We start from the raw sequence: 24,382 nt of genomic DNA, 5'->3' as shown, positions 1-24,382 counted from the left end.
TGTGAGGGGTGGCAGGTCAGCCTGCCGCGACGGTGTCCTGGACCACGTTGTGCCACTGGGCCGTGAAGTCTGCCAGGGAGATTCCCAGCACCTCCCTGAAGCCCTGGTCGGCCGTTCCGGTGTTCTTCGCGAACCATTCGTACAGTGCGACGAGGCCGCGTTCGCCGTATCTCGTCGCGATCAGCTTGCAGGCCAACAGGGACAGGTCGTAGTTCTCGACGGTCTCGTAGAAGGTGTCATCGGCGGGCAGGCGGGACAGGTCCGCTGTGGAGAGGTGCTCCTTCGCGTACGTCCCACCCAGCACATCATCGCCGAACTCCACGTAGACCGCTGTCCCCTCCACCAGCCAGCGCGGGGTCGCACCGGTGGTCACGGGGTTCATGGCCGCGTGGGTGAACTCGTGCGTGATGGTGGCTGTGAGCTGGTCGTCCGGGTGGTCGAGTTCGTCCGGGTTGACGAGGATGACGGTGCCTGCGTACCCCGCGCGCTCGCCCGGGGTCCACTCCGGAACCCGGTCAAACTGGGCGGCGGCGAGGGCACCGACCCTGGCGGCCTCGGCCCCCAGGTACCCGTCGAAGATCTTCCGGTCCCGCACGGCGACGACGAACACGCGTCCCGACCAGCCGTTCGGTCGGAATTTCAGCACCGTGTCGAGAGCGGACTCGATCCGTCCGGCCCACGCATCGGCCTGCCCCGCGTCCTGCGGGGAGTGCACGAGGACGCCGCGGGCCGTGCCGCGCACCGCGATCGGCCCGCCCTGCCAGGGTTGGGTGCCCGTCCCGAACGGCAGGGTCGTGTCGACGTCCGCCCCGGTCGCCTCGCCGGCCAGTGCCCACCGTCCGCCCGTCCACGCCAGGATCGGCACGTAGGGGGTGGCGACGTCCGCGGTGTCGACGCCGGCGATCCGGTGCCGGACCGTGACGCCGGGCAGGACGACCCTGTCCGGGTGGGCCCGCCCCTTCGGCTCGTACCGGGCCTTCGCCAGGGTGTAGGTGAACACCGTCAGCGGCAGCGCGGTCAGATTCCGGAAGGTGCGGGTCTCCGCCGCGACGAGTCCGGGCCGGGCCCGATCGACGTCGGCGAGGTAGCCGTCGAGGTCGTGGTCGCGCACCGCCTTCGCCCGGCGGTCCAGGAGCGCCGTGAACGCGGCGTCCCGGGTCGCGGGATCCGTCGCCGGCAGGAAGCCGGTGCCGGGTGCGGCACGCGCGCCGAGCACCGCCCCGCCCGCGCCCAGAACAAGGGCGAGAACAAGAACGACGACGACATGGGTACGACGCACGGGCATCCCAGTGGGTGAGGGCGGACATGCCGGAGGGGCGCGCCGTAGTTCACGGCCACGCCCCTCACCAGCGGCTCCAGGGTTGTCAGGGGTCCTGGAGCAACTGCGCTACTCGCCCGTACGCTGCTGCGGGATCTGCCCCTGCAGCAGAGCGCGAACCTCTGACTCACGGTAACGGCGGTGCCCGCCGAGCGTGCGAATTGCGCTCAGCTTGCCAGCCTTTGCCCACCGGGTGACGGTCTTCGGGTCGACGCGGAACATCGACGCAACCTCAGCCGGGGTGAGCAGCGGCTCGGGCTCGTGAGTACGAGATGCCATCGGTCACTCCTCCACAAGTGCTCTCAAACGTGGCCGGGGTCCCGCCGACCAACGCCGTTCCATCGTCCGGCCTGTCCGCGATGTCGGACATGGCCCGAACGGTTGAAGCCATGTAGCCGGACGGCGGATCATTGGCTAATTTATGTGGATATGTCGCTCTTCGATGGTCACGAATCAGTTACAGCGTTCTAACAGTTGGGTCTCACGCCAGAACTCAACCAGTTCTTCATAGGCCGCTCCGGCCCCATTCAGGTCCCCTTCGGCCATCGCGGCGACCCCGTTGGCCGCCAATTCGGCCGACCTGTCCGCCATCAGCTTGGTCTCGGACATCAGCGCGGCGAGGCCGCCGTAGTCCAGTTCGAGGATCGAACCGGGGTGGAACTCCTCCAGCCAGCGGACGGTGTCGGCCAGCTCGGAGGTCACCGGGCCGTCCGGCAGCGCCCGGCGGAGGATCGCCAACGCACGGTGACCGCGGCGCCGGGCCAGCGAGATCGGCGTCCGGAATACGACAGTACGCTCGGGAAGGAGGTTTACCTCCCGTTCCGACGGCTCCACGAACACGAACCAGCGGATCGGCACCATCCAGTTCGAGGACTGCTCGTGCAGCCGGGGCGCGTTGCCCGGTTCGGTGACCGAGGCCCGCCAGCCGGCCAGGGCGGCCTCCGCCGCCTCCGCCAGCCGGGACGGGACGAACGCGTCGGCCAGCACCGGGGGCACCCCGTCGCGGACCTCCAGCGCCGACTCGGCGACCCGGACCCGCAGGTTCCACGGACAGACGAGCGGCGGACTGAGGTCCGGCTCCGTCTTCCACAGCAGATAGGCCTCGTCCTCGTCGGGCAGGCGCGACCAGCCGGCGCCCAGGGACTCGAGGATCAGGGTGCGCTGCAGTCCGGGGCCGGTGCTGGTGGACACCGCCCTGCCGGACTTGGCGTAGCCACGCCAGTAGCGTTGCCGCTCGCGGTCGAACGCGGCGAGTGGCTCGTACACCCGAAGAAAGCTGGCAAACGGAGACGACACGCGCCCGATCGTCGCACGTTGTGGGACCGCACGGGTGGCAAGCCACCCCTTCGATCGGGCGGTCTATCGTGCGAATACCCCGGCACCACCCCGCCGGGCCCGTCGGAAGGCCCCAGAAGGGCCAGCCAAACACAGGAGTTTGCGATGGGCGTATTCACCGCCGACACCGGACACGAGCAGGTCGTGTTCTGCCAGGACAAGCAGTCCGGACTCAAGGCCGTAATCGCGATCTACTCGACCGCGCTCGGCCCGGGACTGGGCGGCACCCGGTTCTACCCCTATGCCACCGAGGAAGAGGCCCTGCACGACGTGCTGGAGCTGAGCCGGGGCATGGCCTACAAGAACGCCCTCGCCGGGCTCGACCTCGGCGGCGGCAAGGCCATCATCTGGGGCGATCCGGTCGCCGACAAGTCCGAGGCGCTGCTGCGCGCCTACGGCCGGTTCGTCGAGTCCCTCAACGGCCGGTACTACACGGCCTGCGACGTCGGCACGTACGTCCAGGACATGGACATCATCGCCAAGGAGACGAAGTACGTCACCGGGCGCTCCGTGGAGAACGGTGGCGCGGGTGACTCCTCCATCCTGACCGCCTGGGGCGTCTACCAGGGCATGCTCGCCGCCGCCGAGCACAAGTGGGGCACCCCGTCCCTCGCCGGCCGCACCGTGGGCGTGGCGGGCCTGGGCAAGGTCGGCAAGTACCTGGTCCGGCACCTGATCGAGGACGGCGCCTCCGTGGTCGCCACCGACCCGTACGAGCCCGCCCTCGACTGGGTCCGCGCGACCTACCCCCAGGTCGAGGTCGTCGCCGACACGCTGTCGCTGATCACCACCCCCCTCGACGTGTACGCGCCGTGCGCCCTCGGCGGGGCCCTCAACGACGACACCGTGCCGGTACTGACCGCCAAGGTCGTCGTGGGCGCCGCGAACAACCAGCTCGCGCACCCGGGCATCGAGAAGCTGCTCTCGGACAACGGCGTGCTGTACGCCCCCGACTACCTGGTCAACTCCGGCGGTGTCATCCAGGTCGCCGACGAGATCGCGGGCTTCAACTTCGAGCGGGCCAAGGCGCGGGCGACCCGGATCTTCGACACCACGAAGCAGATCCTGGCCCTGGCCGACACCGAGAGCATCTCGCCGGCCGCCGCCGCCGACCACCTCGCGGAGCGTCGGATGGCTGACTGCGGTCGGCTGCGCACCATCCTGCTGCCCTGACCGCCGGCCAGGTGTGACGTCGTTAACCCGGTGGGATTGCTGGGCAGTTCGGACAAAAGTAGCTGAACTGCCCGCGATCCCTCGGGCGCGCCGGTGGGGCGAGATTTTGCAAGTCGCCTGGGCGCTGTAGTGTTGTCTGCACGAGATAACCTGACGTCTTCGGGGCCCGCCTCTTTGGGGCCGCCCCGTTCTTCTGTGCGAGGGGGTCGGCCATGGGGCGCGGCCGTGCTAAGGCCAAGCAAGCGAAGGTGGCCCGGGAGCTGAAGTACTCCTCCCCCACTACGGACTTCGACAAGCTGCAACGCGAGCTGGCAGGCGGAGACTCGCAGCCAGCCGGGGAGCGCGACGACCTCGACGAGGACGACGACGACCCCTGGGCACCCACCCAGCGCTGAGCACCGCACGTCAGCTTCACCAGTCATTGCGAGAGCGCGCCGTCCGACCAGGGCGGTGCGCTCCGTCGTCGGCGCGGAGTAGCATCTACCTGTGCATGATGATGCGGCTAACCGTATAGCAATCCGCCGGGCGCGTACTTCGGACGTGCCCGGCATCAAACGCCTCATCGACATGTACGCGCCGGACCGCCGACTGCTCACCAAACCGGCGGTCACCCTGTACGAGACCGTGCAGGAGTTCCGCGTCGCCGCCCGGGCCGACAGCGTCGTCGGCTGCGGCGCCGTGCACGTCTTCTGGCGCGACCTGGCCGAGATCCGCACCGTCGCCGTGGACCCGACCCTGGCCGGGGCGGGCATCGGGCGCCGGCTCGTCGCCGAACTGCTGGACACCGCCCGCGACCTGGGCATCCGGCGGGTCTTCGTCCTCACCTTCGAGGTGGACTTCTTCGCCCGGCAGGGGTTCGCCCCGATCGAGGACAGCCCCATCGACTCCTCCGTGTACGCCGAGCTGCTCCGGTCGCACGACGAGGGCGTGGCGGAGTTCCTCGACCTGCAACGGGTCAAGCCGAACACCCTGGGCAACACCCGGATGCTGAAGCTGCTCTGAGCTGAGCTGGGCTGAGCTCAGCTGGGCTGGGCTCAGCTGGGCTGAGCTCAGCTGGGCTGAGCTGAGCTGAGCTGGGTCGGGCGGGGCCGGTTCGGCGGGGCCAGGTGGAGTCGGGCCGGGCGGAGTCGGGCCGGGCGCAGGGCTCCGGCGCGCCGCGTACCCGGAAAAGGATCTGGAAAGGCCCCCACACGGTGTGCGGGGGCCTTGTCCGTGCTGGTCTAGCCCCGGGTGTAGTCGCCCATCATCTGGACGACGCCGGTGCCCTCGACGACCTCGCCGACGACCCAGGACTCGACGCCCCGGGCCGTGAGCAGGGCGAGCGCCCGGTCCGTGTCGGCCGCCGAGACGACCGCCATCATCCCGGTACCCATGTTGAAGGTCCGCTCCATCTCCGCCAGTTCGATCTTGCCCTTGGCGTGCACGAGCTCGAAGATCGGCTGCGGGCGCCAGGTCGAACGGTCCACGACGGCGTCCATGGTGTGCGGGAGGACTCGGTCCAGGTTGCCGGGGATGCCGCCGCCGGTGATGTGCGCGAACGCGCGGACGTCGCACTCGGCGATCAGCTCGAGGCAGTCCTTGGCGTAGATCCGGGTCGGGGTGAGCAGCTCCTCGCCGAGGGTGCGCTGGGTGCCCAGCTCCTCGACGACGGACTCCAGGCGCATCCGGCCGACGCCCTGGAGGACGTGCCGGACCAGGGAGTACCCGTTGGAGTGCAGGCCGCTGGAGCGCATCGCGATCACGGTGTCGCCGAGCTGGACCCGCTCCGGGCCGAGCACGAGGTCGGCCTCGACGACGCCCACGGCGGTGCCGGAGATGTCGTACTCGTCGGCGCGCATCACGCCCGGGTGCTCGGCGATCTCGCCGCCGACTAGGGAGCAGCCCGCGTACCGGCAGCCGTCGGCCATCCCGCCCGCGATCTCCGCGATCCGGGCCGGCACGACCTCGCCACAGGCGATGTAGTCCTGCATGAACAGCGGCTCGGCCCCGCAGGCGACCAGGTCGTCCACGATCATCGCGACCAGGTCGATGCCGACCGTGTCGTGGATGCCCATCTGCTGGGCGATGACGAGCTTGGTGCCCACGCCGTCCGTGGAGGAGGCCAGGAGCGGCTGCTTGTACTTCTGCACGTCGAGCTTGAACAGTCCGGCGAAGCCGCCGATCCCGCCGACCACCTCGGGCCGGTAGGTCTTGCGGACCTTGCTCTTCAGCAGCTCGACGGCCTCTTCACCAGCGGTGATCGAGACTCCCGCGTCCGCGTACGACGGGCCGCCGCGGCGCTTGCCCCCGTTCCACGGCTCCCGGATCTTCTTCACGTCCTCGGTGGCGTGGGTCATGACTCTCCCCTATGAGGGCCGGTGGTCAGCGAGGAGTCCTCGCGACGCTTGCTGAGGGTTTCCAGCAGGTGCTTGCCGAGCAGGTTGTCCTGCGGCAGCTCGATCGGGTACTCCCCGTCGAAGCAGGCCCTGCACAGCCGGTTCTTCGGCTGCTCGGTGGCCGCGACCAGGCCGTCGATCGACACGTAGCCGAGCGAGTCGGCGCCGATCGAGCGGCGGATGCCGTCGTTGTCCAGGCCGTTGGCCAGGAGTTCCGCGCGGGTGGCGAAGTCGATGCCGTAGAAGCACGGCCACTTCACCGGCGGGGAGGAGATCCGGACGTGCACCTCCAGGGCGCCCGCCTCGCGGAGCATCCGGACGATCGCCCGCTGGGTGTTGCCGCGCACGATCGAGTCGTCGACGACGACCAGGCGCTTGCCGCGCACGATGTCGCGCAGCGGGTTCAGCTTGAGCCGGATGCCCAGCTGGCGGAGCGTCTGGGACGGCTGGATGAAGGTCCGGCCGACGTAGGCGTTCTTGACCAGGCCGACCCCGTACGGGATGCCGGACTCCTGGGCGTAGCCGATCGCGGCCGGCGTACCCGACTCGGGGGTGGGGATGACCAGGTCCGCGTCGACCGGGAACTCGCGGGCGAGCTGGCGGCCGATGTCGACCCGGGCCGCGTACACGTTGCGGCCGGAGATCGTGGCGTCCGGGCGGGCCAGGTACACGTACTCGAAGACGCAGCCCTTGGGGTCCGCGGCGGCGAACCGCTCGGACCGCAGCCCCGCCTCGTCGATCGCGATCAGCTCGCCGGGCTCGATCTCCCGGACGACGCTCGCGCCGACGATGTCGAGGGCCGACTTCTCGCTGGCCACGACCCAGCCGCGCTCCAGCCGGCCGAGGACCAGCGGGCGGACGCCCTGGGGGTCGCGGGCCGCGTACAGCGTGTTCTCGTCCATGAAGACGAGGCTGAACGCGCCCTTGACGGTGGGCAGCACCTTCATCGCGGCGGCCTCGACGGACAGGTCCGGATACCCCGCGAGCAGGGTGGCCAGGCTGCCGGTGTCGCTGGTGCCCAGCTCGCCGGGGCTGATCTCGGCGGCCTGCGCGGCGAGTTCGGCCTTGTTGACCAGGTTGCCGTTGTGGGCCAGCGCGATCGTGGTGCCCGCGCTGGTGGACCGGAGAGTCGGCTGCGCGTTCTCCCAGGTGGAGTCGCCGGAGGTCGAGTAGCGGGCGTGGCCGATCGCCAGGTACCCGTGCAGACTTCCGAGGGTGGACTCGTCGAAGACCTGGGAAACGAGACCCACGTCCTTGTACACGGTCACGCCGGTGCCGTCGCTCACCGCGATGCCCGCAGCCTCCTGGCCGCGGTGCTGCAGCGCGTACAGCCCGAAGTAACTCAGTTTGGCGACCTCTTCGCCGGGGGCCCAGACGCCGAAGACCCCACAGGCGTCCTGTGGTCCCTGGTCCTGGGGGTCGAGGTCATGGGTCAACTGCCCGTCGCCTCGGCGCACGTGCCGCTCCTCGCAGAGAGGGGGAATAGCCGTCGTCCGTGAGTCTACGCGAGCCCCTGTGCTGGCCAGAGGGCCACCGCTGAGCCGCTTTTCGTCACTGACCATAGCGGGTGACAAGGGGCTCACGCCAGTGATTGAGTGCCATAATTAGGACTTTTTGCCGTACCCCAATTTGGGGAATATAATCACGACAATCCTTTTTATTCTATTTGTACTGTTTGCCTGTGACAAGATTAACGTCAGACCAACGGGAGGTACTCGGAGAGATCCGCCCGCGACCCGCTCGCCCGGACCCGCCCCGCCGCCACGGCAACCGCCCAGTCCAGCTCGCCCCGCGCGAGCGCCAGCCACGTCGGGACATCGGTCTCGATCACGTTCGGCGGGGTGCCCCGGGTGTGCCTGGGACCACCGATGCACTGCACCGCCCCGTACGGCGGGACGCGCACCTCCACCGATCTCCCCGGGGCCCGTTTCGCCAGCTCCTGGAGATACAAACGAGTGGCGCTCTTCTCATCGCCGACCGAATTCGCGTCATGAACAGGCATGAACCGACCATAGCTCCGGGCGCGAGCGGCAACACCTCCCCGGTCCGCCGTATAGTGCACGACGGTGGTAATGCGGGGGGAAGGCTGACCAGGAGGCGGGAAACGTGGGCACGCACCGAGCGGCATGGGTGACGCGAATCGGCGTCGTCGGCGCACTCATCGTCGGCAGTGTGGCGTTGGCCGCATCTCCGGCTTTAGCGGCCGACGTATCAGTCACAACTGACCCATCGTCGATGCAAATCACCGTAGGAGGCGCGGCACAGTCTGCCCGGGTCACCGTGACAGGCTCCGTGAGCAACCCCGCCGGCGGTGTCCTCACCCTCCGGCTCTCGCCCTCGCTGATCGACGCACAGGTCGGTTTCGCAGATTCCGGCGGCTGCACACCTCAGGGCACCCACACGGTCGAGTGCCAAGTCACGGGCAACAAGAGCTTTGTTGTGAAGGTCGGTCCGCCGGCAGCCTCGAACATCCCCAACGGGAAGTCCATCGCCGGCAAGGTCGAAATCTCGTTCAACCCGACCACGGGCAGCAATGTCAACAAGGACATTGACGTCAAGCTCACCGGTGCGACCCAGGGCGGCATCCTCGGCGTCACCGGAACGGTCACCGACGCCGCGGGCGCGGCCGTCACCGGCGCCGACGTGAAGGCCACCGACTCGACCGGCAAGGTGCGCGGCACCACGACCAACGAGCAGGGCGCCTACGTCATCGACGTGCGCAGCGACCCGTTCAAGGTCGGCACGATCTCCATCCAGGTCAGCAAGTCCGGTTTCGCGATCGGCAAGCTGACCCGGACCGGCGTGGCCGACCAGCCGATCACGAACGCCGACGTCAAGCTCGCGCTGTCGGCCTCGCCCAGCGCCTCGGCCAGCGCCTCGGCCTCGGTCGCCCCGTCCGCCGCCCCGTCCGCGGAGGCCTCCTCGTCCCCGCAGGCCGACCCGAAGACCGGTAAGGGTGACGGCGGCACTAGCCTGCTGACCTGGCTGATCGTCGCCTTCGGCGTCCTGCTGATCGGTGGCGGTGGCGCGGCGATCTTCTTCCTGCTCCGCAAGGGCAAGGACGACGACGACAGCGGTGCCGCCCCGCCCACCCCGACCGTGTACGGCGGCCCGGGCGGCACCCCGAGCCGCAGGCCCGCCGCCGACGACTCGCCGACGATGATGCACCAGGGCCCGCTCGTCGTGGACGACCCGTACGGGGATCCCGCGCCCTACGGCGGCGGCTACGGCGGCCGGACGGACCAGTACGGTGCGCCCGCCGACCCGTACGCGGCCCCGCCCGCGGCCGCTCCGCCGACCCAGCAGTACGGTCGCCCGTCGGACCCGTACGCGGCGCCGCCCACCCAGCAGTACGGCGGCCGGCCGGCGGCGGATCCGTACGCGGACCAGACCCGGCAGTACGGCGCGCAGCCGGCGCAGCACGAGGAGCGCACCCAGCAGTACCGGCCGGAGCAGCCCCCGCAGGGCCAGCAGCCGGGCCCCCGCCAGCCGGAGAACCGCCGCCCGCTGGACTGGCTGGACGACTAGTCACGCGTTTTCAGGGCCGCCCCGGTCATCCGGGGCGGCCCTGACGCTGTTCTAGGAGCCCATCTTGGCGTACTTGAACGCGCCCAGGGTGTGGCTCTTCTTGCGGACGTCGTCGTTGCCGCCGTTGCCGTCGATGGTGTGCACGACGGTCTTCTTGCCGACCTTCTCGACCTTCACCACGATCATGATGTGCTGCGGCTTGAGCACCACGTCACCGACCTGCGGGGACTTCGTGCCCGTCAGCGACGCACGCCAGCCGTCGACCCCGAACGACGCGGGCACCGGCTTCACGCCCGCCTTGGTCCACACCCAGCGGGTGAACGCCGCGCACCACTGGCCGTTGACGTCGTCGTTGCAGTTCAGGGTGGAACCGAAGTCCTTGAAGTACTTCTGGCAGTTGGTGGGCTTGCGGGTCCGGGTGCCGTCCTCCTTGACGCCCAGCTGGCTGGTGGCGACGCAGGCCACCTTCTGCCGCAGGGTGAGGGTCTTGCTGGCCCGGCAGTCGGCCGCCTTCTGGTCCGGGTTCTTGCCGGCGGCCGTCGCGATCGAGGTGGCCTCGGCCGTCATCGTGTCCGTGGAGGCGCTCGCGGCGCTGCTCAGTCCGACCATCAGGCCGGCCATGGCGACCCCGACGACGAGCAGGGGCAGAACCTTCTTCTTGAGTACCGACATCGCTGTGTCCTTTGCTGTTCCGGCGCGGCGGATCCGCACCGGAATCAGAAAAGCGCCCGGGGAACCGGACTGAACAGGGCACATGGCGGCCGGGACAGGCTCGGACGAGGTGGGCCGGGTGGGGCGCAATGGCCGGGCCGGACGGGCGCGCAGGGTGGCGGGGTGGACGGCGCAGGGCCGGGGGCATGCTCGCCGGATGGCGCGGCGGGCCTAGACGGCCGGGATGAACGAGTCGTTGCGCAGGATCGGGACGACGTCGGACACGTTGCGCTGGGTGGCGATGTCCACATCGGCCGCGAAGCCCATGTCCCGCAGCTCACCGGCCGAGACACTGCCCCGGACGGCCGCGCTGATGTCCGGGACACCGGAGTACGAGGCCAGGGCCACCGCCGCCTCCACGGACAGGCCACCCTCGGCGGTCACCAGGCCGTCGAGGATCGCGGCCCCGCCGAGCAGGTCCTCCACGGACGGGCGGAGGGTCGCGTTCGGCCAGCGTTCGCCCGCCGCGATGACGCCGATCGGGCGGTCCGCCGTGCCGTACCCCTGGGAGAGGAGCCAGCGGGAGACGGCGCGCGCGTTGCGCAGGCAGCCCGCGACCACCGGCACCCCGGTGGAGCCGGCGGCGGAGCAGATGGCCGAGCCGTTGGGCGAGGGCAGCACCAGGTCGGACACGAACGGGGCCCCGGCCAGCGCGGCCGGCGACAGCGACCACGGGTGCTTCGGGGTGGCCCCGCGCCGGGCGGCGGCGACGGTGGCCCCGATCCGGCGCGCGTACTCGGCGGCCTGGGAGTCCCACGGGAACGGGTACACCCGGGTGCCGCGGCTGACCGCGACGCTCACGGACGTGGTGAACGACAGAACGTCCACCACGACCAGAACAGAACAAATCCTGCCGAGTTCGGCGGCGCCGGTCAGCCCCCAGTCGAAGCGGACCCCGCTCCCGGGTTGCGTGACCGGCGCCTCGGACACTCAGCCGAACAATCGGGCCAGAGTGCCCTGGTGGGCCTCCGCCAGCTCGGTCAGCGGGATCTCGAACTGCGTGTTGACGGCGCCCGGGCCCTCGCGGCGCACCGTCAGGGCGTCGCCGCCCGTCGTGCCGAGCACCGTCAGCGGGATGTCCCCGACGACCGCGCGCAGCGCCTCGACGTCCTTGACCGTGACGAGCACCCGGCCGGCCGACTCGCTGAACAGGTCGACGAACGCGTCACCCGGCAGCTCGACGGTCGCGCCGACGCCGCGCCGGAGCACGGACTCGGTCAGGGCCTGGGCCAGACCGCCGTCGGACAGGTCGTGCGCGGACACCAGGTCGGCGACGCGCAGGGCGTCGGCCAGCTTGATCTCCCCGAGCAGGTCCACCTTCGGCGGCTGACCGCCCAGGTGACCGTGCCGCACCCACGCCCACTCGGAGCCGGACAGCTCCTCACGGGTCTCGCCGAGCAGGACGATCGTGTCGCCCGCCTCGGCGAAGCCCATCGGGGTGCGCTTCGTGACGTCGTCCAGCACGCCGAGGACCGCGACCACGGGGGTCGGGTTGATCGCGACGGTACCGGTCTGGTTGTAGAAGCTGACGTTGCCGCCGGTGACCGGGATACCCATCTCCAGGCAACCGTCGGCCAGGCCGCGCACGGCCTCCGCGAACTGCCACATGACCGCCGGGTCCTCGGGCGAACCGAAGTTCAGGCAGTCGGACACGGCGATCGGGGTGGCCCCGGTGACGGAGACGTTCCGGTACGCCTCGGCCAGCGCCAGCTTCGCGCCCTCGTACGGGTTCAGCCGGGTGTAGCGGCCGTTGCCGTCCGTGGCGAGCGCGACGCCGAGGTTGGACTCCTCGTCGATCCGGATCACGCCGGCGTCCTCGGGCTGGGCGAGCACGGTGTTGCCCAGCACGTACCGGTCGTACTGCTCCGTGATCCAGCTCTTGTCGCACAGGTTCGGGCTGGCGACCAGGGTCAGCAGCTCGGCCCGCAGGTCGGTCGGCCGGGGCAGGGTCTCGGCCCGGTCGGCCTGGAGCAGGATCAGGTCGGCCGGCTCACGCAGCGGACGCGCATAGACCGGGCCGTCGTCGGCGAGGCTGCCCGGGGGGCAGTCCACGACGATCTGGTCGTTCCAGGAGATGATGAGCCGGTCGCCCTCGGTGATCTCACCGATGTTGGTGCCGAGCACGCCCCACTTGTCGCAGATCGCCAGGACGGCGTCCACGTTCTCCGGCGCCACGATCAGCAGCATCCGCTCCTGGGACTCGCTGGCCAGGATCTCGTGCGGCTCCATCGACGCCTCGCGGAGCGGCACCCGCTCCAGGTAGGCGCGCATGCCCAGGCCACCGGCCGCACTCGTCTCGGAGAGGGCGCAGGTCAGGCCGGCGCCGCCGAGGTCCTGGATACCGACCACGAGGCCGGCGTCGTAGATCTCCAGGCAGGACTCGATGAGCAGCTTCTCCATGAACGGGTCGCCGACCTGCACGGCCGGCCGCGAGTCCTCGGAGCCCTCCTCGAACGTGGCGCTGGCCAGCACCGACACACCGCCGATGCCGTCGCGCCCGGTCTTGGCGCCCATCAGGATCACCGCGTTGCCGACGCCGGACGCCGTCTTGTTCTGCAGCCGGCTGATCGGCAGCACGCCGATGCTCAGCGCGTTGACCAGCGGGTTGCCCTGGTAACACGGGTCGAACACGGTCTCGCCGCCGATGTTCGGCAGGCCCAGGCAGTTGCCGTAGCCGCCGACGCCCTGGACGATGCCGTGCACGAGGCGCGGGGTGTCCGGGTGGTCGACCGCGCCGAACCGGAGCTGGTCCATGACCGCGATCGGGCGCGCGCCCATCGCGAGGATGTCGCGGACGATGCCGCCCACGCCGGTCGCCGCGCCCTGGTACGGCTCGACGAAGCTCGGGTGGTTGTGCGACTCGACCTTGAAGGTGACCGCGATCTCGTCGTTCAGCGCGACGACCCCGGCGTTCTCCCCGATGCCCGCGAGCATCCGGTTGTTCTTCGGGGTCTTCTCACCGAACTGCTTGAGGTGCACCTTGCTCGACTTGTACGAGCAGTGCTCGCTCCACATGATCGAGTACATCGCGAGCTCGGACTGGGTGGGGCGCCGGCCGAGGATCTCGCGGATCCGCTCGTACTCGTCGGGCTGGAGACCCAGCGCCGCGTACGGCTGCTCCTCGTCGGGCGTCTTCTCCGCCAGGTCGACGGTATCCGCGGTGGTCATGCTTTGACTCCCAGCGACGCGAGAACGGACGTGAACATCACCAGGCCGTCGACACCGCCGCCGAACGGGCCGGTCAGCGCCTCCGTGGCGTGTTCCGGGTGCGGCATCAGCCCGACGACGTTGCCGGCCTCGTTGCGGATGCCGGCGATGTCGCGCTGCGAGCCGTTCGGGTTGCCCTCCACGTAGCGCACGACGACCCGGCCCTCGGCCTCCAGCGCGTCGAGCGTGTGCTCGTCGGCCTGGTAGCAGCCCTCACCGTTCTTGACCGGGATGACGATCTCCTGGCCCTCGGTGTAGCCGCTGGTCCACGCGGTCGAGGTGTTCTCGACCCGCAGTTTCTGGTCCCGGTTGCGGAAGTGCAGGTGGGAGTTGCGGAGCAGGGCGCCCGGCAGCAGGTGCGCCTCGCAGAGCACCTGGAAACCGTTGCAGATACCGAGCACCGGCAGGCCGCCCTTGGCCGCGTCGATGATCTTCTCCATCACCGGCGAGAACCGGGCGATGGCGCCGCAGCGCAGGTAGTCGCCGTACGAGAAGCCGCCGGGCAGGACGACCGCGTCCACGCCCTTCAGGTCCGCGTCGGCGTGCCAGAGCTGCACGGCCTCGGCACCCGCCAGGCGGGCGGCCCGGCGCGCGTCCCCGTCGTCGAGTGAGCCGGGGAAGGTGACTACCCCGATCTTCACTTCTCGACCTGGCCCTTGTCGTCCGCGACAGAGATCGTGAAACTCTCGATGACCGTGTTGGCCAGGAGCTTGTCCGCGATCTCACGGGCCTTGTCCAGGTCTGGCTCGCCGACGAACTCGAGCTCGATCCGCTTACCGATCCGCACCGACGACACCTCGGTCACGCCGAGCCGGGGCAGCGCATTGGCCACCGCCTGCCCCTGCGGGTCGAGGATCTCGGGCTTGAGCATGACGTCGACTACGACGCGCGCCACGGGTCACTCCTGACGTTAATTCACAGCCATTAGCGCCTCAGAGCTTACCGGTCGCCGTGAATCACCACGCCTCTGACCAGCACAGTGACGGCCACCACTGGGTAGTTGGGGACAACTGTCGCCATTTCACGCGAACAGCGGCAACATTTCCACGCGCTTAGCAGCGACTTTCCACATCGTGAACATGTGGCGGGAGCCCCGGGCGATGCCCGGGGCTCCGAAGATCCGGCGGCACGGCCGCCCGTCCCGGGCGCGCCGAACCGGGTGTCGGCTCGCCCCGGTCCGGCGCGGGGCCGGCTAGAGGATCGCGCCCGGCGCGTAGGACGTGGCGTCCGGGTGCGCCGCGAGGACCTTCTCGATCCGGGCGAGCACCTGGGCCACCTGCGCCCCCGCCGCGCCCGTGAACGTGCCCGGGTCGGCCACCAGGGCGTCGATCTCCGCGCGGGTCAGCTTGAGCCGGGGGTCGGCGGCGAGCCGGTCGTACAGGTCGTTGTCCGCCGCGCCCTTCTCCCGCATGCCCAGCGCGACGGCCACCGCGTGCTCCTTGATCGCCTCGTGCACCTGCTCGCGGCCGACGCCCCGCTGCACGGCGGCGACCAGGATCTTCGTGGTGGCCAGGAACGGCAGGTACCGGTCCAGCTCGCGCTCGACGACCGCCGGGTACGCGCCGAACTCCTGGAGCACCGTCAGGAACGTCTGGAACAGGCCGTCCAGGGCGAAGAACGCGTCGGGCAGCGCGACCCGGCGGACCACGGAACAGGACACGTCGCCCTCGTTCCACTGGTCACCGGCCAGCTCGCCGACCATGCCCAGGTAGCCGCGCACGATCACGGACAGGCCGTTGACCCGTTCGCAGGACCGGGTGTTCATCTTGTGCGGCATCGCCGAGGAGCCGACCTGGCCGGCCTTGAAGCCCTCGGTCACCAGCTCCTGGCCCGCCATCAGCCGGATCGTGGTCGCCAGGCTCGACGGGGCGGCCGCGGACTGGGCCAGCGCCGAGAGCACGTCGAAGTCCAGCGAGCGCGGGTAGACCTGGCCGACGCTGGTCAGGACCCGCTTGAAGCCGAGGTGCTCGGCGACCTTCTGCTCCAACTGGTCGAGCTTGTCCGGATCGCCCAGCAGGTCCAGCTGGTCGGCGGCCGTGCCGACCGGACCCTTGATCCCCCGCAGCGGGTACCGGTCGACGAGGTCGTCGATCCGCTCGTACGCGATCAGGAGCTCCTCGGCGGCGCTCGCGAACCGCTTGCCCAGCGTGGTGGCCTGCGCCGCAACGTTGTGCGACCGGCCGACCATGGTCAGCGCCGTGTACTCCCCCGCCCGCTCGCCCAACCGGGCCAGCGTCGCCGCGATCCGGCCCTGGATCAGCTTCAGCGAGGACAGGATCTGGAGCTGCTCGACGTTCTCGGTGAGGTCCCGCGAGGTCATGCCCTTGTGGATGTGCTCGTGCCCGGCGAGCGCCGAGAACTCCTCGATCCGCGCCTTCACGTCGTGCCGGGTGACCCGCTCCCGGGCGGCGATCGACTCCAGGTCGACGTGCGCGACGACGGCCTCGTAGGCCTCGATCACGCCGTCGGGGATCGCGACCCCGAGCTCCTTCTGGGCCCGCAGGACGGCCAGCCAGAGCTGACGCTCCAGAACGATCTTGTACGCCGGCGACCACAGCTCGGTGAGCTCGGCGGAGGCGTAGCGGTCGGCGAGGACATTCGGGATCTGCACGCCCCCATCCTATGGCTGTGACCCTGCCCACCAGCCAAGAAGGGGCGCCCGCCAGCCCGGAAGGTGTGACCCACGGAACATTGACCGCCCAGAATGCCGAAGGCAGGATTCCTCTGCACATACAAATAATGCACATGCATAGGAGTTGGCCATGCGGCACTTCCTCTTCCTGCTCGCCAGCGCGCGCCACGGCGGCAACACGGAAGCGATGGCCCGCTTCGCGGCCGAACAGCTGCCCGAGGACGCCACCCAGCAGTGGCTGCGGCTGTCCGACCTGCCGCTGGACCCGTTCCAGGACATCCGGCACTCGGGCGACGGCGTCTACCCCGCCCCCGAGGGGAACGCGAAGCTGCTACTGGAGGCCACAGTGGAGGCCACCGACATCGTCATCGCCTCGCCGGTCTACTGGTACAGCATCGCCGCGCCCGCCAAGTTGTACCTCGACCACTGGTCCGCCTGGCTGCGCGTCCCCGGCGTGGACTTCCGCGACCGGATGCAGGGCAAGACGTTGTGGTCGGTCACCGCGCTGAGCAACGAGTCCCCCGAGGCGGTCGCCCCGTTGGTGAACTCCCTGAAGCTCACAGCGGACTACATGGACATGCGTTGGGGAGGCTCTCTCATCAACTACTACAACCGCCCTGGCGAGGCCATTTCAGATGGTGCGACAAACACCTTCTTCTCGGGGGTACGCGTCTAGCGACCAACATTCACTCAACAACCGACCACTATTCCGGGCGGCATGCACCAGAGTGGAATGGAGAGCAGAGAGGAAACCACATGGACAGCACCACAAAAGTGCCAGTCGGCGGACACCTGCTCCGAGAACTCCTCTGGTGCGGGGCTGTCTGCCACAAGCCGATGTTCCCGGCCGTGCTGGACGGCACGGCCATCTACCACTGCTCCTGCCTCATCGTGGACGCCGAAGCCGTCGACGAACACGCGTGGCACCAGTTCGAACGGGACCACGAATGGCTCGCGGGCGCGGTACCGACGCATTGCCGGGCCGAGGTACTCACGCACTCGACCGGCGCGATCACCTATCGGCCGGTACCCGACGGCGGATTTGTGCTGTCTTTCGAGTCACGGAACTAGAACCTGGCCCCACGAGTGCGCCATTCCCCGCCGCGCAATCCGGCGTGCCGTCACCGCCCGGGCGGCGATTCCGTGATGCCGCCAAGCGCCCTGCGACGATTCCGGGTCACCGCTCGGCGGCGATGTCCGTCCGGTGCTGCGCGCCGTCGAAACGCACCTTCTCCACGAGCCGGTAGGCGGCCGCCCGCGCCTCGGGCACCGAGTCCGCGACCGCCGTGCAGCACAGCACCCGGCCACCGGCGGTGACGAGCTCGCCCGCCCCGTCGCGCGCCGTGCCGGCGTGCAGCACGCCCGGGTCGTCCGCGCCGGTGATGACGTCGCCCGACCGGGACGTGACCGGGTAGCCGGCGGAGGCCATGACCACGGCCACCGCCGCGCCGTCGTGCCACTCCAGCGGCGGGTGCCCGGCCAGCTTCCCGGTCGCCGCCGCGTGCAGCAGCTCCCCGAGCCCCGACCTGAGCAGCGGCAGCACGACCTGGGTCTCCGGGTCGCCGAACCGCACGTTGAACTCGATCACCTTCGGGCCCTTGGCCGTCAGGGCCAGACCCACGAACAACAGACCACCGAAGGGGGTACCCCGGGAGTCCATCTCCGCCAGCAGCGGCGCCACGACCTCGGACATCACGACGGGTACGAGGTCGGCGGGCGCCCACGACAGCGGCGCGTACGCACCCATGCCGCCCGTGTTGAGCCCCGTGTCTCCGTCCCCGATCCGCTTGAAATCCTGGGCGGGCAGCAGCGGCACGCCGGTCAGCCCCTCGCACACCACGAACAGCGACACCTCGGGCCCGTCGAGGTACTCCTCGATCACCACCCGGCCACACGCGGCGGCGTGCGCGAGGGCGGTGTCCCGGTCGTCGGTGACCGCGACGCCCTTCCCAGCGGCCAGCGCGTCGTCCTTCACCACGTACGGCGCGCCGAACTCGTCCAGCGCGGCGGCGGCCTGCTCCGGCGTGTCACACGTGTACGACCTCGCGGTCGGGATGCCGGCGGCGGCCATCACGGCCTTGGAGAAGTCCTTCGAACCCTCCAGCCGGGCGGCCTCGAACGACGGACCGAAGGTGGCGATCCCGGCGGCGCGCACGGCGTCGGCGACCCCCGCGACCAGGGGTGCCTCAGGGCCGACGATCACGAGGTCGGCGGCGGTCTCCACGGCCAGGGCCGCGACGGCGGCCGGGTCCATGGGGTCCACGGCACGCAGCTCGGCCACGGCTGCCATCCCGGGGTTACCGGGGGCGGCCAGGACGTGGCTGACGGCGGGGTCGAGGGACAGGGCGGTGACCAGGGCGTGCTCGCGCCCCCCGGTGCCGATCACAAGTACGCGCACGTCCACAGCCTATTTCACGGCCGGATCAGGGCTGTCGGCCCGGTCGGCCCGCCTGGGCTCGGGGCTCAGGACTCGGGTCGAGGCGCTCGTGGCCCCGACCCGGGTCCGGTGGTGGCTAGCGGCGCGGGATCAGTTCGTGGATGACCACGTTCTCGTCGCGCCCCGGGCCCACCCCCACGATGCTGACCTTCGTCCCGCACAGCTCCTCGATGCGCTTGACGTAGTTCTGCGCGTTGACCGGCAGGTCCTCGAACACCCGCGCCTTGGAGATGTCCTCCCACCAGCCGGGCAGGTACTCGTACACCGGCTTCGCGTGGTGGAAGTCCGTCTGGGTCATCGGGATGTCGTGGTGGCGCACCCCGTCGACGTCGTACGCCACGCAGATCGGGACCTGCTCCAGGCCGGAGAGGATGTCGAGCTTCGTGACGACGAGGTCGGTGATCCCGTTGAGCCGGGTCGCGTACCGGCCGATGACGGCGTCGAACCAGCCGGTGCGCCGCTCGCGACCGGTCGTCGTGCCGTACTCGCCGCCCGTCTTGCGGATGTGCTCGCCCATCTCGTCGAGCAGCTCGGTCGGGAACGGCCCCGAGCCGACCCGGGTCGTGTACGCCTTCGTCACGCCGATCACCTGGGTGATCCGGGTCGGCGGCACACCGGCCCCGACGCAGGCCCCGGCGGAGATCGGGTTCGAGGAGGTCACGAACGGGTAGGTGCCGTGGTCCATGTCGAGCATGGTGGCCTGCGCGCCCTCGAACAGCACGACCTCGCCGCGGTCGAGCGCGTCCCAGATCAGGGTGCGGGTGTCGACGATGAAGGGGGCGATCCGCTCGGCGTACCCCAGGTACTCCTCGAGGACGACCTCCAGGTCCAGCGCCTTGCGGTTGTACACCTTGGTGAGGATCTGGTTCTTCTCGCGCAGCGCCAGCTCGAGCTTCTTGCGCAGGATGCCCGGGTCGAGCAGGTCCTGGGCGCGGATGCCCATCCGGGCGACCTTGTCGCCGTAGGACGGGCCGATGCCCCGGCCGGTGGTGCCGATCTTCGCGGAGCCGAGGTAGCGCTCGACGACCCGGTCCAGCGCCCGGTGGTGGGGCATGACGAGGTGCGCGTCGCCGGAGATCCGCAGCCGGGGGGTGACGTCCATGCCGCGCTCGGCGAGGCCGTCGATCTCACCCAGGAGGACCTTCGGGTCGATGACGACGCCGTTGCCGATGACGATGATCGCGGTGGGGGACAGCGCGCCGGAGGGCAAGAGGTGCAGTGCGTACTTCTGGCCGTCCGGGGTCACGACGGTGTGTCCGGCGTTGTTGCCGCCCGAGTAGCGCACGACGTAGTCGGTCTGACCGCCGAGCATGTCGGTGATCTTTCCCTTGCCTTCATCGCCCCACTGCGCGCCAATAAGAACAATCGCTGACATATGTCCGCCCCTAACCCGCGCCGCAGCCTAACCGATGCGGATGAAAGGCTAACCCACGAACTGACGAAGGGGGTCCCGGTGAGCGAGGTCATCATCCTCACGTTGGGTGACGGCGCCGGTGGGTGCTGCGATGACGGCGGGTGCGGGACGCGTACTCCCGTGCTGCACTGCCGTGACGCGCTGCGCGCGGCGGGTGCCGAGGTGACGCTTGTCACGGCGAACTCCGACGCGGAGATCGACGCCGTACTCGAGTCGAACAAACGGCTGGTCGTCGCCGCGAGCACCGACGGGGAACTCCGGGCGGTGCTCCGCCGGCTCGTGAAGCGCTACGCCCCCGCGCCGGGGAAGCGCACCGACGACCTGCCCGCCGACCGGACCGTCCCGGACCTGCCGCCGATCGGGGTGCTGCCGCTGGACGCCTCACCCCTCGTGACGCTCCTCGGGTTGCCCAAGGACCCGGCCGAGGTCGCCGCAGCCGTGATCGCGGGCACGATCCGCCGGCTGGACCTGCTGCGCACCGACGCCGGCTCGGTCACCCTCAACGGGGCCCTGCTCGGCACCACCGACGACGCGGGCCGCGCCCAGACGTGGCGGGCGGGCGTGGAGGTGGACGACATCGTGCTCAGCGACGGCGAGGAGCCGATCCTGGCCATCGCGGTCGCGAACGGCTCGGGCTACGCCACGTTCGACGGCCTGCCGCTCGCCCCGGGCGCGGTCCCCGACGACGGGCTGGTCGACGTGGCCGTCGCGGTGCCGGTGGTCAGCAAGGGCGTCTTCAAGGCGAAGACCCGCATCGAGGTACGCCGGGCGCGCGGCCGGGCCGTCGGCATCACCCCGAAGGTCGACTCGCTGCCGTACCTGGACGACGGGGTGGAGGGCACGGTGCCCAAGCGCCGCAACTGGTGGATCGAGCGCGACGCCTGGGCCGTGTACGTGCAGGTCAGCCAGTAAGAGCGTCCCCGGCGGCCGGGTCACAGTCGCGGAGGAACTGGGCGCAGCGGGCCGCCTCGTCCGACTCGCCGATCGCGTCGGCCGCGCGGCCCAGGGCGTGCAGGGCGCGCAGGAAGCCCTGGTTGGGCTCGTGGTTCCACGGCACGGGGCCGTGGCCCTTCCAGCCGGCGCGGCGGAGCTGGTCCAGGCCGCGGTGGTAGCCGGTGCGGGCGAACGCGTAGGAGGTCACGACCTCGCCGGCCTGGTACGCCCGGTCGGCGAGCGCGGCCCACGCGGCACTCGACGTCGGGTACTGCGCGGCGACGGTCGCCGGGTCCTCGCCGTTGGCCAGCGCTGTCGCCGGACCGGTTTCGATGTCGAGCAGGGTCTCCGGCACTCCGGGCATCAGATTCTTCATCGCACCATTGTCTGGTAGGAAACTTCGGACTCTTAACCGAACGGTTGAGACCTGCATCACGCGGACGGCCAGTAAAAGGTGAGCGTCCGGCCGGTAACGCCCAACGGGCTCTAGGCGATACAAATATAACTCCGGAGCCTCCCCAGGACCGGTAAGGCAGCCCGGCGTTCCGACAGTGACGCCGGGCTGTTGCCTGTCCGGGCCCCGTGACCTCGGGTCCACACCGGGCACGGCCCCGGACGGTCAGCCTCCGGTCAGGACCGCCAGCGCCTCGTCGATGTCGTCGGTGACGTGCACCAGATGCGACTGGTCCCCGCCCGGAGCGGCTGTGAGCAGGGTGCGGAGCAGCGCGGGGGCGGGCAGGTCCTCGGTCCAGTACCTGGCGCCGAGGAACACGAACGGGCCGCTGGGGCCGTCGGTCGCATAGAAGGTCTTCGTCGCGGCCTGGAACACCTCCTGCACGGTGCCCGCGCGGCCCTCGGCGAACACGATGCCGCCCCGGGCCAGCCGGAGAATGATGTCCTCGCGCAACGCGTTGCTGAAATACTTGGCGATCTTGGCCGCGAAGAGATTTGCCGGTTCGTGGCCGTACAACCACGTGGGAATGGCGAGACCGCCTCCTGTGGAAGGAAATTTCGCGCGAAGATCCAGGGCCTTTCCGGTGTACCGGTCGTGGTCGCGGAAATCCGGGGCGGTCGCCAACTCGTCCACGGCCTCGGTCAATGCGTCGCCGGGCAGGTACGCGCCGAGGTTCGCCGCCTCCATCACCCCGGGGCCGCCACCCGTGACGACGAGCGCACCGTTCGCGGTGAGCCGGTTGCTGATGTCGGCCGCCTGCCGGTACCCGTGGGAGCCTCGGGGTTCGGCGTGTCCGCCCATGATGCCGACCACCGGCCCGCCCGGGTGCAGGCCGCGCCACTCGGCCATCTCCTCCTCCAGCGCGTCGTCGATGCCGGAGTCGTGCAGCCGCTGGGCGATCGCGGTCCGCACGTCCGGGGTCGCGCCGCCCTGCTTGACGAAGTGCCGGTAGACGACCGTGTCGTACATCCCCTCGAAGCCGTCCTGGGCGAACCCGGCGGCGAGGTCCTCGGCCGAGTACAACCGGGAGGGGTGGGTGGTGAACGGCGCGTCCGGGAACGGCGGGATGACGGCCGCGCCGCGCAGCACCAGCTCGGCGGCGACCTGACGGTCCACGAAGTGGCAGCCGACGAACAGGGTGTCCGCGAGAGCCACGCCGGCCAGGTCGACCCCGGTCAGGTCCAGGCCCTGCAGGGTCAGGCCGGCGAGGGTGCCGCGCCGGACGTGCGGGGCCAGCTCGGCGAGGGTCTCGATCTCATCGGGGCTGTAGGGCATGTGGACAATGAGAGCACAGCTTCCGCGCGGCGGGAGGGGCCAGACGGGGCGGGAATTCCCGCCCGTCCGACCCGTTCAGCAGCTGCCGGCGATCGCGCACAGCCGCTGGGCGGCCTTGACCGCGACGTCGCGCTCCCCGGAGTGCCGGCCGGCGATCTCGGTGATCAGGTCACCCACCCTGACCAGGACGTACGTCCCGCCGTACTCCACGCCGCCGTCCAGATTCGAGACCTTGACCATCAGCGATCCGTCGCCGGCGAACCCCGAGTCGAGGATCGTCACGGTCAGGGTGCCGCGCTTGGCGCACCGCGTGGCCCACTGCCGCCAGTGCTCCAGCTGCTGGCTGGCGAGCGGCTCCAGCTCGACCCGCTGGTAGACCGCGTCGGCCGTCTCGCCCTCGCCCTTGAGGAAGGACCGGTCCCTCCTGCTGATGCCCGCCGTCGCCGGCAGTGTCGAGGCGGCGGCGCAGTACTGCGTCCAGTAGGACATCATCCAGTCGCCGGTGCCCGGGGCGTCCTCAGGAGCCACCCGGTAGCCGGTCTCCAGGTCGGTGAGCGCGAGCATCGCCGCCGGCGGTACCACGGTGAGGGGTGGCCTCGTCGACGCGCTGGGCGGGACGGAGGAGGGCTTCGTCGTCGGGGTGACCGTCGGCGTGAGCGTCGGGGGGACGGAGGGCCCACGGCTCGGCGTCGGGAACGGCGTCGGGGCCACCGGGCTGGGCGTCACGCCCGTCGGCAGCTGGTCCGGGCCGCTCCGGGCCGCGTTGACCACCCCGCCGACCCCGCCGAGTACGACCAGGGACAGCGCGGCCGCCGCCACCACGGTCCGGCGCTGGCGACGACGCGCCCCGGCCGCCACGACACTGGCCACCGGCGGCGCGACGAACGCCCCGGGCGCGGTGTCACGGAAGCCGAACAGCGCGGACGGGACCGGAACGTCCTGCTCGTGGTCCGGGTTCAGGTCAGCCACGGTCGTACCCGCCCTTCGAGGTCTCGGTGTCGGTCTCGGCGAGCAGGCCGGAGAGTTGGGCGCGGCCGCGGTGCAGCCAGGACAGCACCGTGCCCCGGGGCGCGGACAGTTCCGCCGAGATGTCGGCCACCGACAGGTCGGCGATGTAGTGCAGGACGATGGCGCGGCGCTGCCGGTCGGGGAGCTGGCGCAGCGCGGCCACCAGGGCGACGTTCTCGGGTCCGAGCGCGGCGGTCGACTCGGCGCGCTGCCGGCTCCGGAACTTGTTCTCCAGCACGATCCGCCGCCACCGGCTGGTGGCGAGGTTCCAGGCGACCCGTCGTACCCATGCGAAGGGTTCCTCGTAGGCGCTGACGGTGCGCCAACGCTGCCAGGCGCGCAGCAGGGCCTCCTGGACGACGTCCTCCGCCTCGGCGGCGTCACCCAGGTAGGCGCTCAGTTGGGCGGCCAGTCGCCCGTAGCAGGCGGTGTAGAACTCGGCGAAGCTGTCGCGTCCGGGTGGTCCGCCGGGCTGCTGCTCCCGCGCGGCCGACGCGGCCTGATCCGGCACCGCCGCTCCCCTCGTGTCCCGCCACGCCACCTCCGGGCGCGGTCGACACCTGGGACACGAAGAACGGGTGG

The 24,382-nt window shown here is 70.4% G+C and carries 25 protein-coding genes; 7 read left to right on the top strand and 18 right to left on the bottom strand.

The genetic code is table 11. The annotated features are described in order from the left end of the window. Positions 1-16: 16 nt before the first annotated feature. From AB0M43_RS30635 to AB0M43_RS30625, 3 genes are all read right to left on the bottom strand, one after another. Positions 17-1,279: a hypothetical protein gene (locus AB0M43_RS30635; protein WP_363729252.1), complete on the bottom strand. Its 1,263-nt coding sequence runs from the start codon at positions 1,277-1,279 to the stop codon at positions 17-19. Positions 1,280-1,387: 108 nt separating this feature from the next. Beyond that, positions 1,388-1,597, bottom strand: coding sequence for a BldC family transcriptional regulator (locus AB0M43_RS30630; protein ID WP_197006137.1), 210 nt, complete (start codon positions 1,595-1,597; stop codon positions 1,388-1,390). 174 nt (positions 1,598-1,771) lie between these two features. Further along, positions 1,772-2,614: a hypothetical protein gene (locus AB0M43_RS30625; protein ID WP_363729251.1), complete on the bottom strand. Its 843-nt coding sequence runs from the start codon at positions 2,612-2,614 to the stop codon at positions 1,772-1,774. A 144-nt stretch (positions 2,615-2,758) separates the two neighbouring features. Between AB0M43_RS30625 and AB0M43_RS30620 the strand changes: the two genes are divergently transcribed. From AB0M43_RS30620 to AB0M43_RS30610, 3 genes are all read left to right on the top strand, one after another. Continuing rightward, a complete protein-coding gene (locus tag AB0M43_RS30620; RefSeq protein ID WP_363729250.1) occupies positions 2,759-3,826 on the top strand; it encodes a Glu/Leu/Phe/Val dehydrogenase in 1,068 nt (355 codons plus the stop codon). A gap of 212 nt (positions 3,827-4,038) precedes the next feature. Next, positions 4,039-4,221 (top strand): DUF3073 domain-containing protein, encoded by a 183-nt coding sequence (locus AB0M43_RS30615; protein WP_363729249.1) that lies wholly within the window; start codon positions 4,039-4,041, stop codon positions 4,219-4,221. Positions 4,222-4,312: 91 nt separating this feature from the next. Further along, positions 4,313-4,828, top strand: coding sequence for an amino-acid N-acetyltransferase (locus AB0M43_RS30610; RefSeq protein ID WP_363729248.1), 516 nt, complete (start codon positions 4,313-4,315; stop codon positions 4,826-4,828). A gap of 218 nt (positions 4,829-5,046) precedes the next feature. Here AB0M43_RS30610 and purM read toward each other — a convergent pair whose 3' ends face one another. The 3 genes from purM to AB0M43_RS30595 all read right to left on the bottom strand — a co-directional run bounded on the left by purM (position 5,047) and on the right by AB0M43_RS30595 (position 8,203). Then, positions 5,047-6,162 (bottom strand): phosphoribosylformylglycinamidine cyclo-ligase, encoded by a 1,116-nt coding sequence (gene purM, locus AB0M43_RS30605; protein ID WP_363729247.1) that lies wholly within the window; start codon positions 6,160-6,162, stop codon positions 5,047-5,049. Beyond that, entirely contained in the window at positions 6,159-7,658 is a 1,500-nt protein-coding gene (purF, locus tag AB0M43_RS30600) for an amidophosphoribosyltransferase (protein WP_363729246.1), read from the bottom strand. The genes purM and purF overlap by 4 nt, the downstream gene beginning before the upstream one ends. A 239-nt stretch (positions 7,659-7,897) precedes the next feature. Beyond that, on the bottom strand, positions 7,898-8,203 hold the full coding sequence (locus tag AB0M43_RS30595) for a sterol carrier family protein (RefSeq protein ID WP_363729245.1): 306 nt from the start codon (positions 8,201-8,203) through the stop codon (positions 7,898-7,900). Between the two features lie 290 nt (positions 8,204-8,493). Between AB0M43_RS30595 and AB0M43_RS30590 the strand changes: the two genes are divergently transcribed. After that, the gene (locus AB0M43_RS30590) at positions 8,494-9,729 is read left to right on the top strand and encodes a carboxypeptidase regulatory-like domain-containing protein (protein WP_363729244.1); all 1,236 of its coding nucleotides are present in this window, start codon (positions 8,494-8,496) and stop codon (positions 9,727-9,729) included. Between the two features lie 51 nt (positions 9,730-9,780). Here AB0M43_RS30590 and AB0M43_RS30585 read toward each other — a convergent pair whose 3' ends face one another. From AB0M43_RS30585 to purB, 6 genes are all read right to left on the bottom strand, one after another. Further along, positions 9,781-10,401 (bottom strand): hypothetical protein, encoded by a 621-nt coding sequence (locus tag AB0M43_RS30585; protein ID WP_363729243.1) that lies wholly within the window; start codon positions 10,399-10,401, stop codon positions 9,781-9,783. Positions 10,402-10,611: 210 nt separating this feature from the next. Continuing rightward, a complete protein-coding gene (locus tag AB0M43_RS30580) occupies positions 10,612-11,370 on the bottom strand; it encodes a 2-phosphosulfolactate phosphatase (protein WP_363729242.1) in 759 nt (252 codons plus the stop codon). Continuing rightward, positions 11,371-13,608: a phosphoribosylformylglycinamidine synthase subunit PurL gene (gene purL, locus AB0M43_RS30575; protein WP_363729241.1), complete on the bottom strand. Its 2,238-nt coding sequence runs from the start codon at positions 13,606-13,608 to the stop codon at positions 11,371-11,373. Then, positions 13,605-14,288: a phosphoribosylformylglycinamidine synthase subunit PurQ gene (gene purQ, locus AB0M43_RS30570; RefSeq protein WP_363729240.1), complete on the bottom strand. Its 684-nt coding sequence runs from the start codon at positions 14,286-14,288 to the stop codon at positions 13,605-13,607. The genes purL and purQ overlap by 4 nt, the downstream gene beginning before the upstream one ends. Continuing rightward, positions 14,285-14,542 (bottom strand): phosphoribosylformylglycinamidine synthase subunit PurS, encoded by a 258-nt coding sequence (purS, locus tag AB0M43_RS30565; protein ID WP_363729239.1) that lies wholly within the window; start codon positions 14,540-14,542, stop codon positions 14,285-14,287. The genes purQ and purS overlap by 4 nt, the downstream gene beginning before the upstream one ends. Positions 14,543-14,839: 297 nt before the next feature. After that, the gene (purB, locus tag AB0M43_RS30560; protein WP_363729238.1) at positions 14,840-16,258 is read right to left on the bottom strand and encodes an adenylosuccinate lyase; all 1,419 of its coding nucleotides are present in this window, start codon (positions 16,256-16,258) and stop codon (positions 14,840-14,842) included. Positions 16,259-16,409: 151 nt separating this feature from the next. Between purB and AB0M43_RS30555 the strand changes: the two genes are divergently transcribed. Both AB0M43_RS30555 and AB0M43_RS30550 read left to right on the top strand, forming a co-directional pair. Next, positions 16,410-16,955, top strand: coding sequence for an NAD(P)H-dependent oxidoreductase (locus tag AB0M43_RS30555; RefSeq protein ID WP_363729237.1), 546 nt, complete (start codon positions 16,410-16,412; stop codon positions 16,953-16,955). An 80-nt stretch (positions 16,956-17,035) separates the two neighbouring features. Then, positions 17,036-17,350, top strand: coding sequence for a hypothetical protein (locus AB0M43_RS30550; protein ID WP_363729236.1), 315 nt, complete (start codon positions 17,036-17,038; stop codon positions 17,348-17,350). A 106-nt stretch (positions 17,351-17,456) separates the two neighbouring features. Here the strand turns inward: AB0M43_RS30550 and purD are convergent, their stop codons facing one another. Both purD and AB0M43_RS30540 read right to left on the bottom strand, forming a co-directional pair. Then, a complete protein-coding gene (gene purD, locus AB0M43_RS30545; protein ID WP_363729235.1) occupies positions 17,457-18,677 on the bottom strand; it encodes a phosphoribosylamine--glycine ligase in 1,221 nt (406 codons plus the stop codon). A gap of 115 nt (positions 18,678-18,792) precedes the next feature. After that, positions 18,793-20,091, bottom strand: coding sequence for an adenylosuccinate synthase (locus AB0M43_RS30540; protein ID WP_363729234.1), 1,299 nt, complete (start codon positions 20,089-20,091; stop codon positions 18,793-18,795). A 78-nt stretch (positions 20,092-20,169) separates the two neighbouring features. Between AB0M43_RS30540 and AB0M43_RS30535 the strand changes: the two genes are divergently transcribed. Beyond that, on the top strand, positions 20,170-21,042 hold the full coding sequence (locus tag AB0M43_RS30535; protein ID WP_363729233.1) for a diacylglycerol kinase family protein: 873 nt from the start codon (positions 20,170-20,172) through the stop codon (positions 21,040-21,042). Here AB0M43_RS30535 and AB0M43_RS30530 read toward each other — a convergent pair. The 4 genes from AB0M43_RS30530 to AB0M43_RS30515 form a co-directional block, all read right to left on the bottom strand. Continuing rightward, positions 21,032-21,439 (bottom strand): DUF3151 domain-containing protein, encoded by a 408-nt coding sequence (locus tag AB0M43_RS30530; protein ID WP_363729232.1) that lies wholly within the window; start codon positions 21,437-21,439, stop codon positions 21,032-21,034. The two genes, AB0M43_RS30535 and AB0M43_RS30530, sit on opposite strands and share 11 nt — an antisense overlap. Before the next feature lie 243 nt (positions 21,440-21,682). Continuing rightward, positions 21,683-22,792 carry a hypothetical protein gene (locus tag AB0M43_RS30525; protein WP_363729231.1) on the bottom strand — a complete coding sequence of 370 codons (1,110 nt, stop codon included), beginning with the start codon at positions 22,790-22,792 and terminating at the stop codon, positions 21,683-21,685. 75 nt (positions 22,793-22,867) lie between these two features. Continuing rightward, entirely contained in the window at positions 22,868-23,761 is an 894-nt protein-coding gene (locus tag AB0M43_RS30520; RefSeq protein ID WP_363729230.1) for a hypothetical protein, read from the bottom strand. Next, positions 23,754-24,311 carry a SigE family RNA polymerase sigma factor gene (locus tag AB0M43_RS30515; protein ID WP_363729229.1) on the bottom strand — a complete coding sequence of 186 codons (558 nt, stop codon included), beginning with the start codon at positions 24,309-24,311 and terminating at the stop codon, positions 23,754-23,756. The genes AB0M43_RS30520 and AB0M43_RS30515 overlap by 8 nt, the downstream gene beginning before the upstream one ends. Positions 24,312-24,382 lie beyond the last annotated feature (71 nt).

Source organism: Longispora sp. NPDC051575 (assembly GCF_040681875.1).
GTDB lineage: Bacteria > Actinomycetota > Actinomycetes > Mycobacteriales > Micromonosporaceae > Longispora.
This window is presented reverse-complemented; position numbering and strand designations above follow the sequence as displayed.

What these genes read in the sequence shown, in the direction of transcription:
- AB0M43_RS30630 (WP_197006137.1), bottom strand. Translation starts at nt 1,597, where the DNA reads ATGGCATCTCGTACTCACGAGCCCGAGCCGCTGCTCACCCCGGCTGAG.
- AB0M43_RS30620 (WP_363729250.1), top strand. Translation starts at nt 2,759, where the DNA reads ATGGGCGTATTCACCGCCGACACCGGACACGAGCAGGTCGTGTTCTGC.
- AB0M43_RS30615 (WP_363729249.1), top strand. Translation starts at nt 4,039, where the DNA reads ATGGGGCGCGGCCGTGCTAAGGCCAAGCAAGCGAAGGTGGCCCGGGAG.
- purM (WP_363729247.1), bottom strand. Translation starts at nt 6,162, where the DNA reads ATGACCCACGCCACCGAGGACGTGAAGAAGATCCGGGAGCCGTGGAAC.
- AB0M43_RS30595 (WP_363729245.1), bottom strand. Translation starts at nt 8,203, where the DNA reads ATGCCTGTTCATGACGCGAATTCGGTCGGCGATGAGAAGAGCGCCACT.
- AB0M43_RS30585 (WP_363729243.1), bottom strand. Translation starts at nt 10,401, where the DNA reads ATGTCGGTACTCAAGAAGAAGGTTCTGCCCCTGCTCGTCGTCGGGGTC.
- purL (WP_363729241.1), bottom strand. Translation starts at nt 13,608, where the DNA reads ATGACCACCGCGGATACCGTCGACCTGGCGGAGAAGACGCCCGACGAG.
- AB0M43_RS30555 (WP_363729237.1), top strand. Translation starts at nt 16,410, where the DNA reads ATGCGGCACTTCCTCTTCCTGCTCGCCAGCGCGCGCCACGGCGGCAAC.
- AB0M43_RS30550 (WP_363729236.1), top strand. Translation starts at nt 17,036, where the DNA reads ATGGACAGCACCACAAAAGTGCCAGTCGGCGGACACCTGCTCCGAGAA.
- AB0M43_RS30540 (WP_363729234.1), bottom strand. Translation starts at nt 20,091, where the DNA reads ATGTCAGCGATTGTTCTTATTGGCGCGCAGTGGGGCGATGAAGGCAAG.
- AB0M43_RS30530 (WP_363729232.1), bottom strand. Translation starts at nt 21,439, where the DNA reads ATGAAGAATCTGATGCCCGGAGTGCCGGAGACCCTGCTCGACATCGAA.
- AB0M43_RS30525 (WP_363729231.1), bottom strand. Translation starts at nt 22,792, where the DNA reads ATGCCCTACAGCCCCGATGAGATCGAGACCCTCGCCGAGCTGGCCCCG.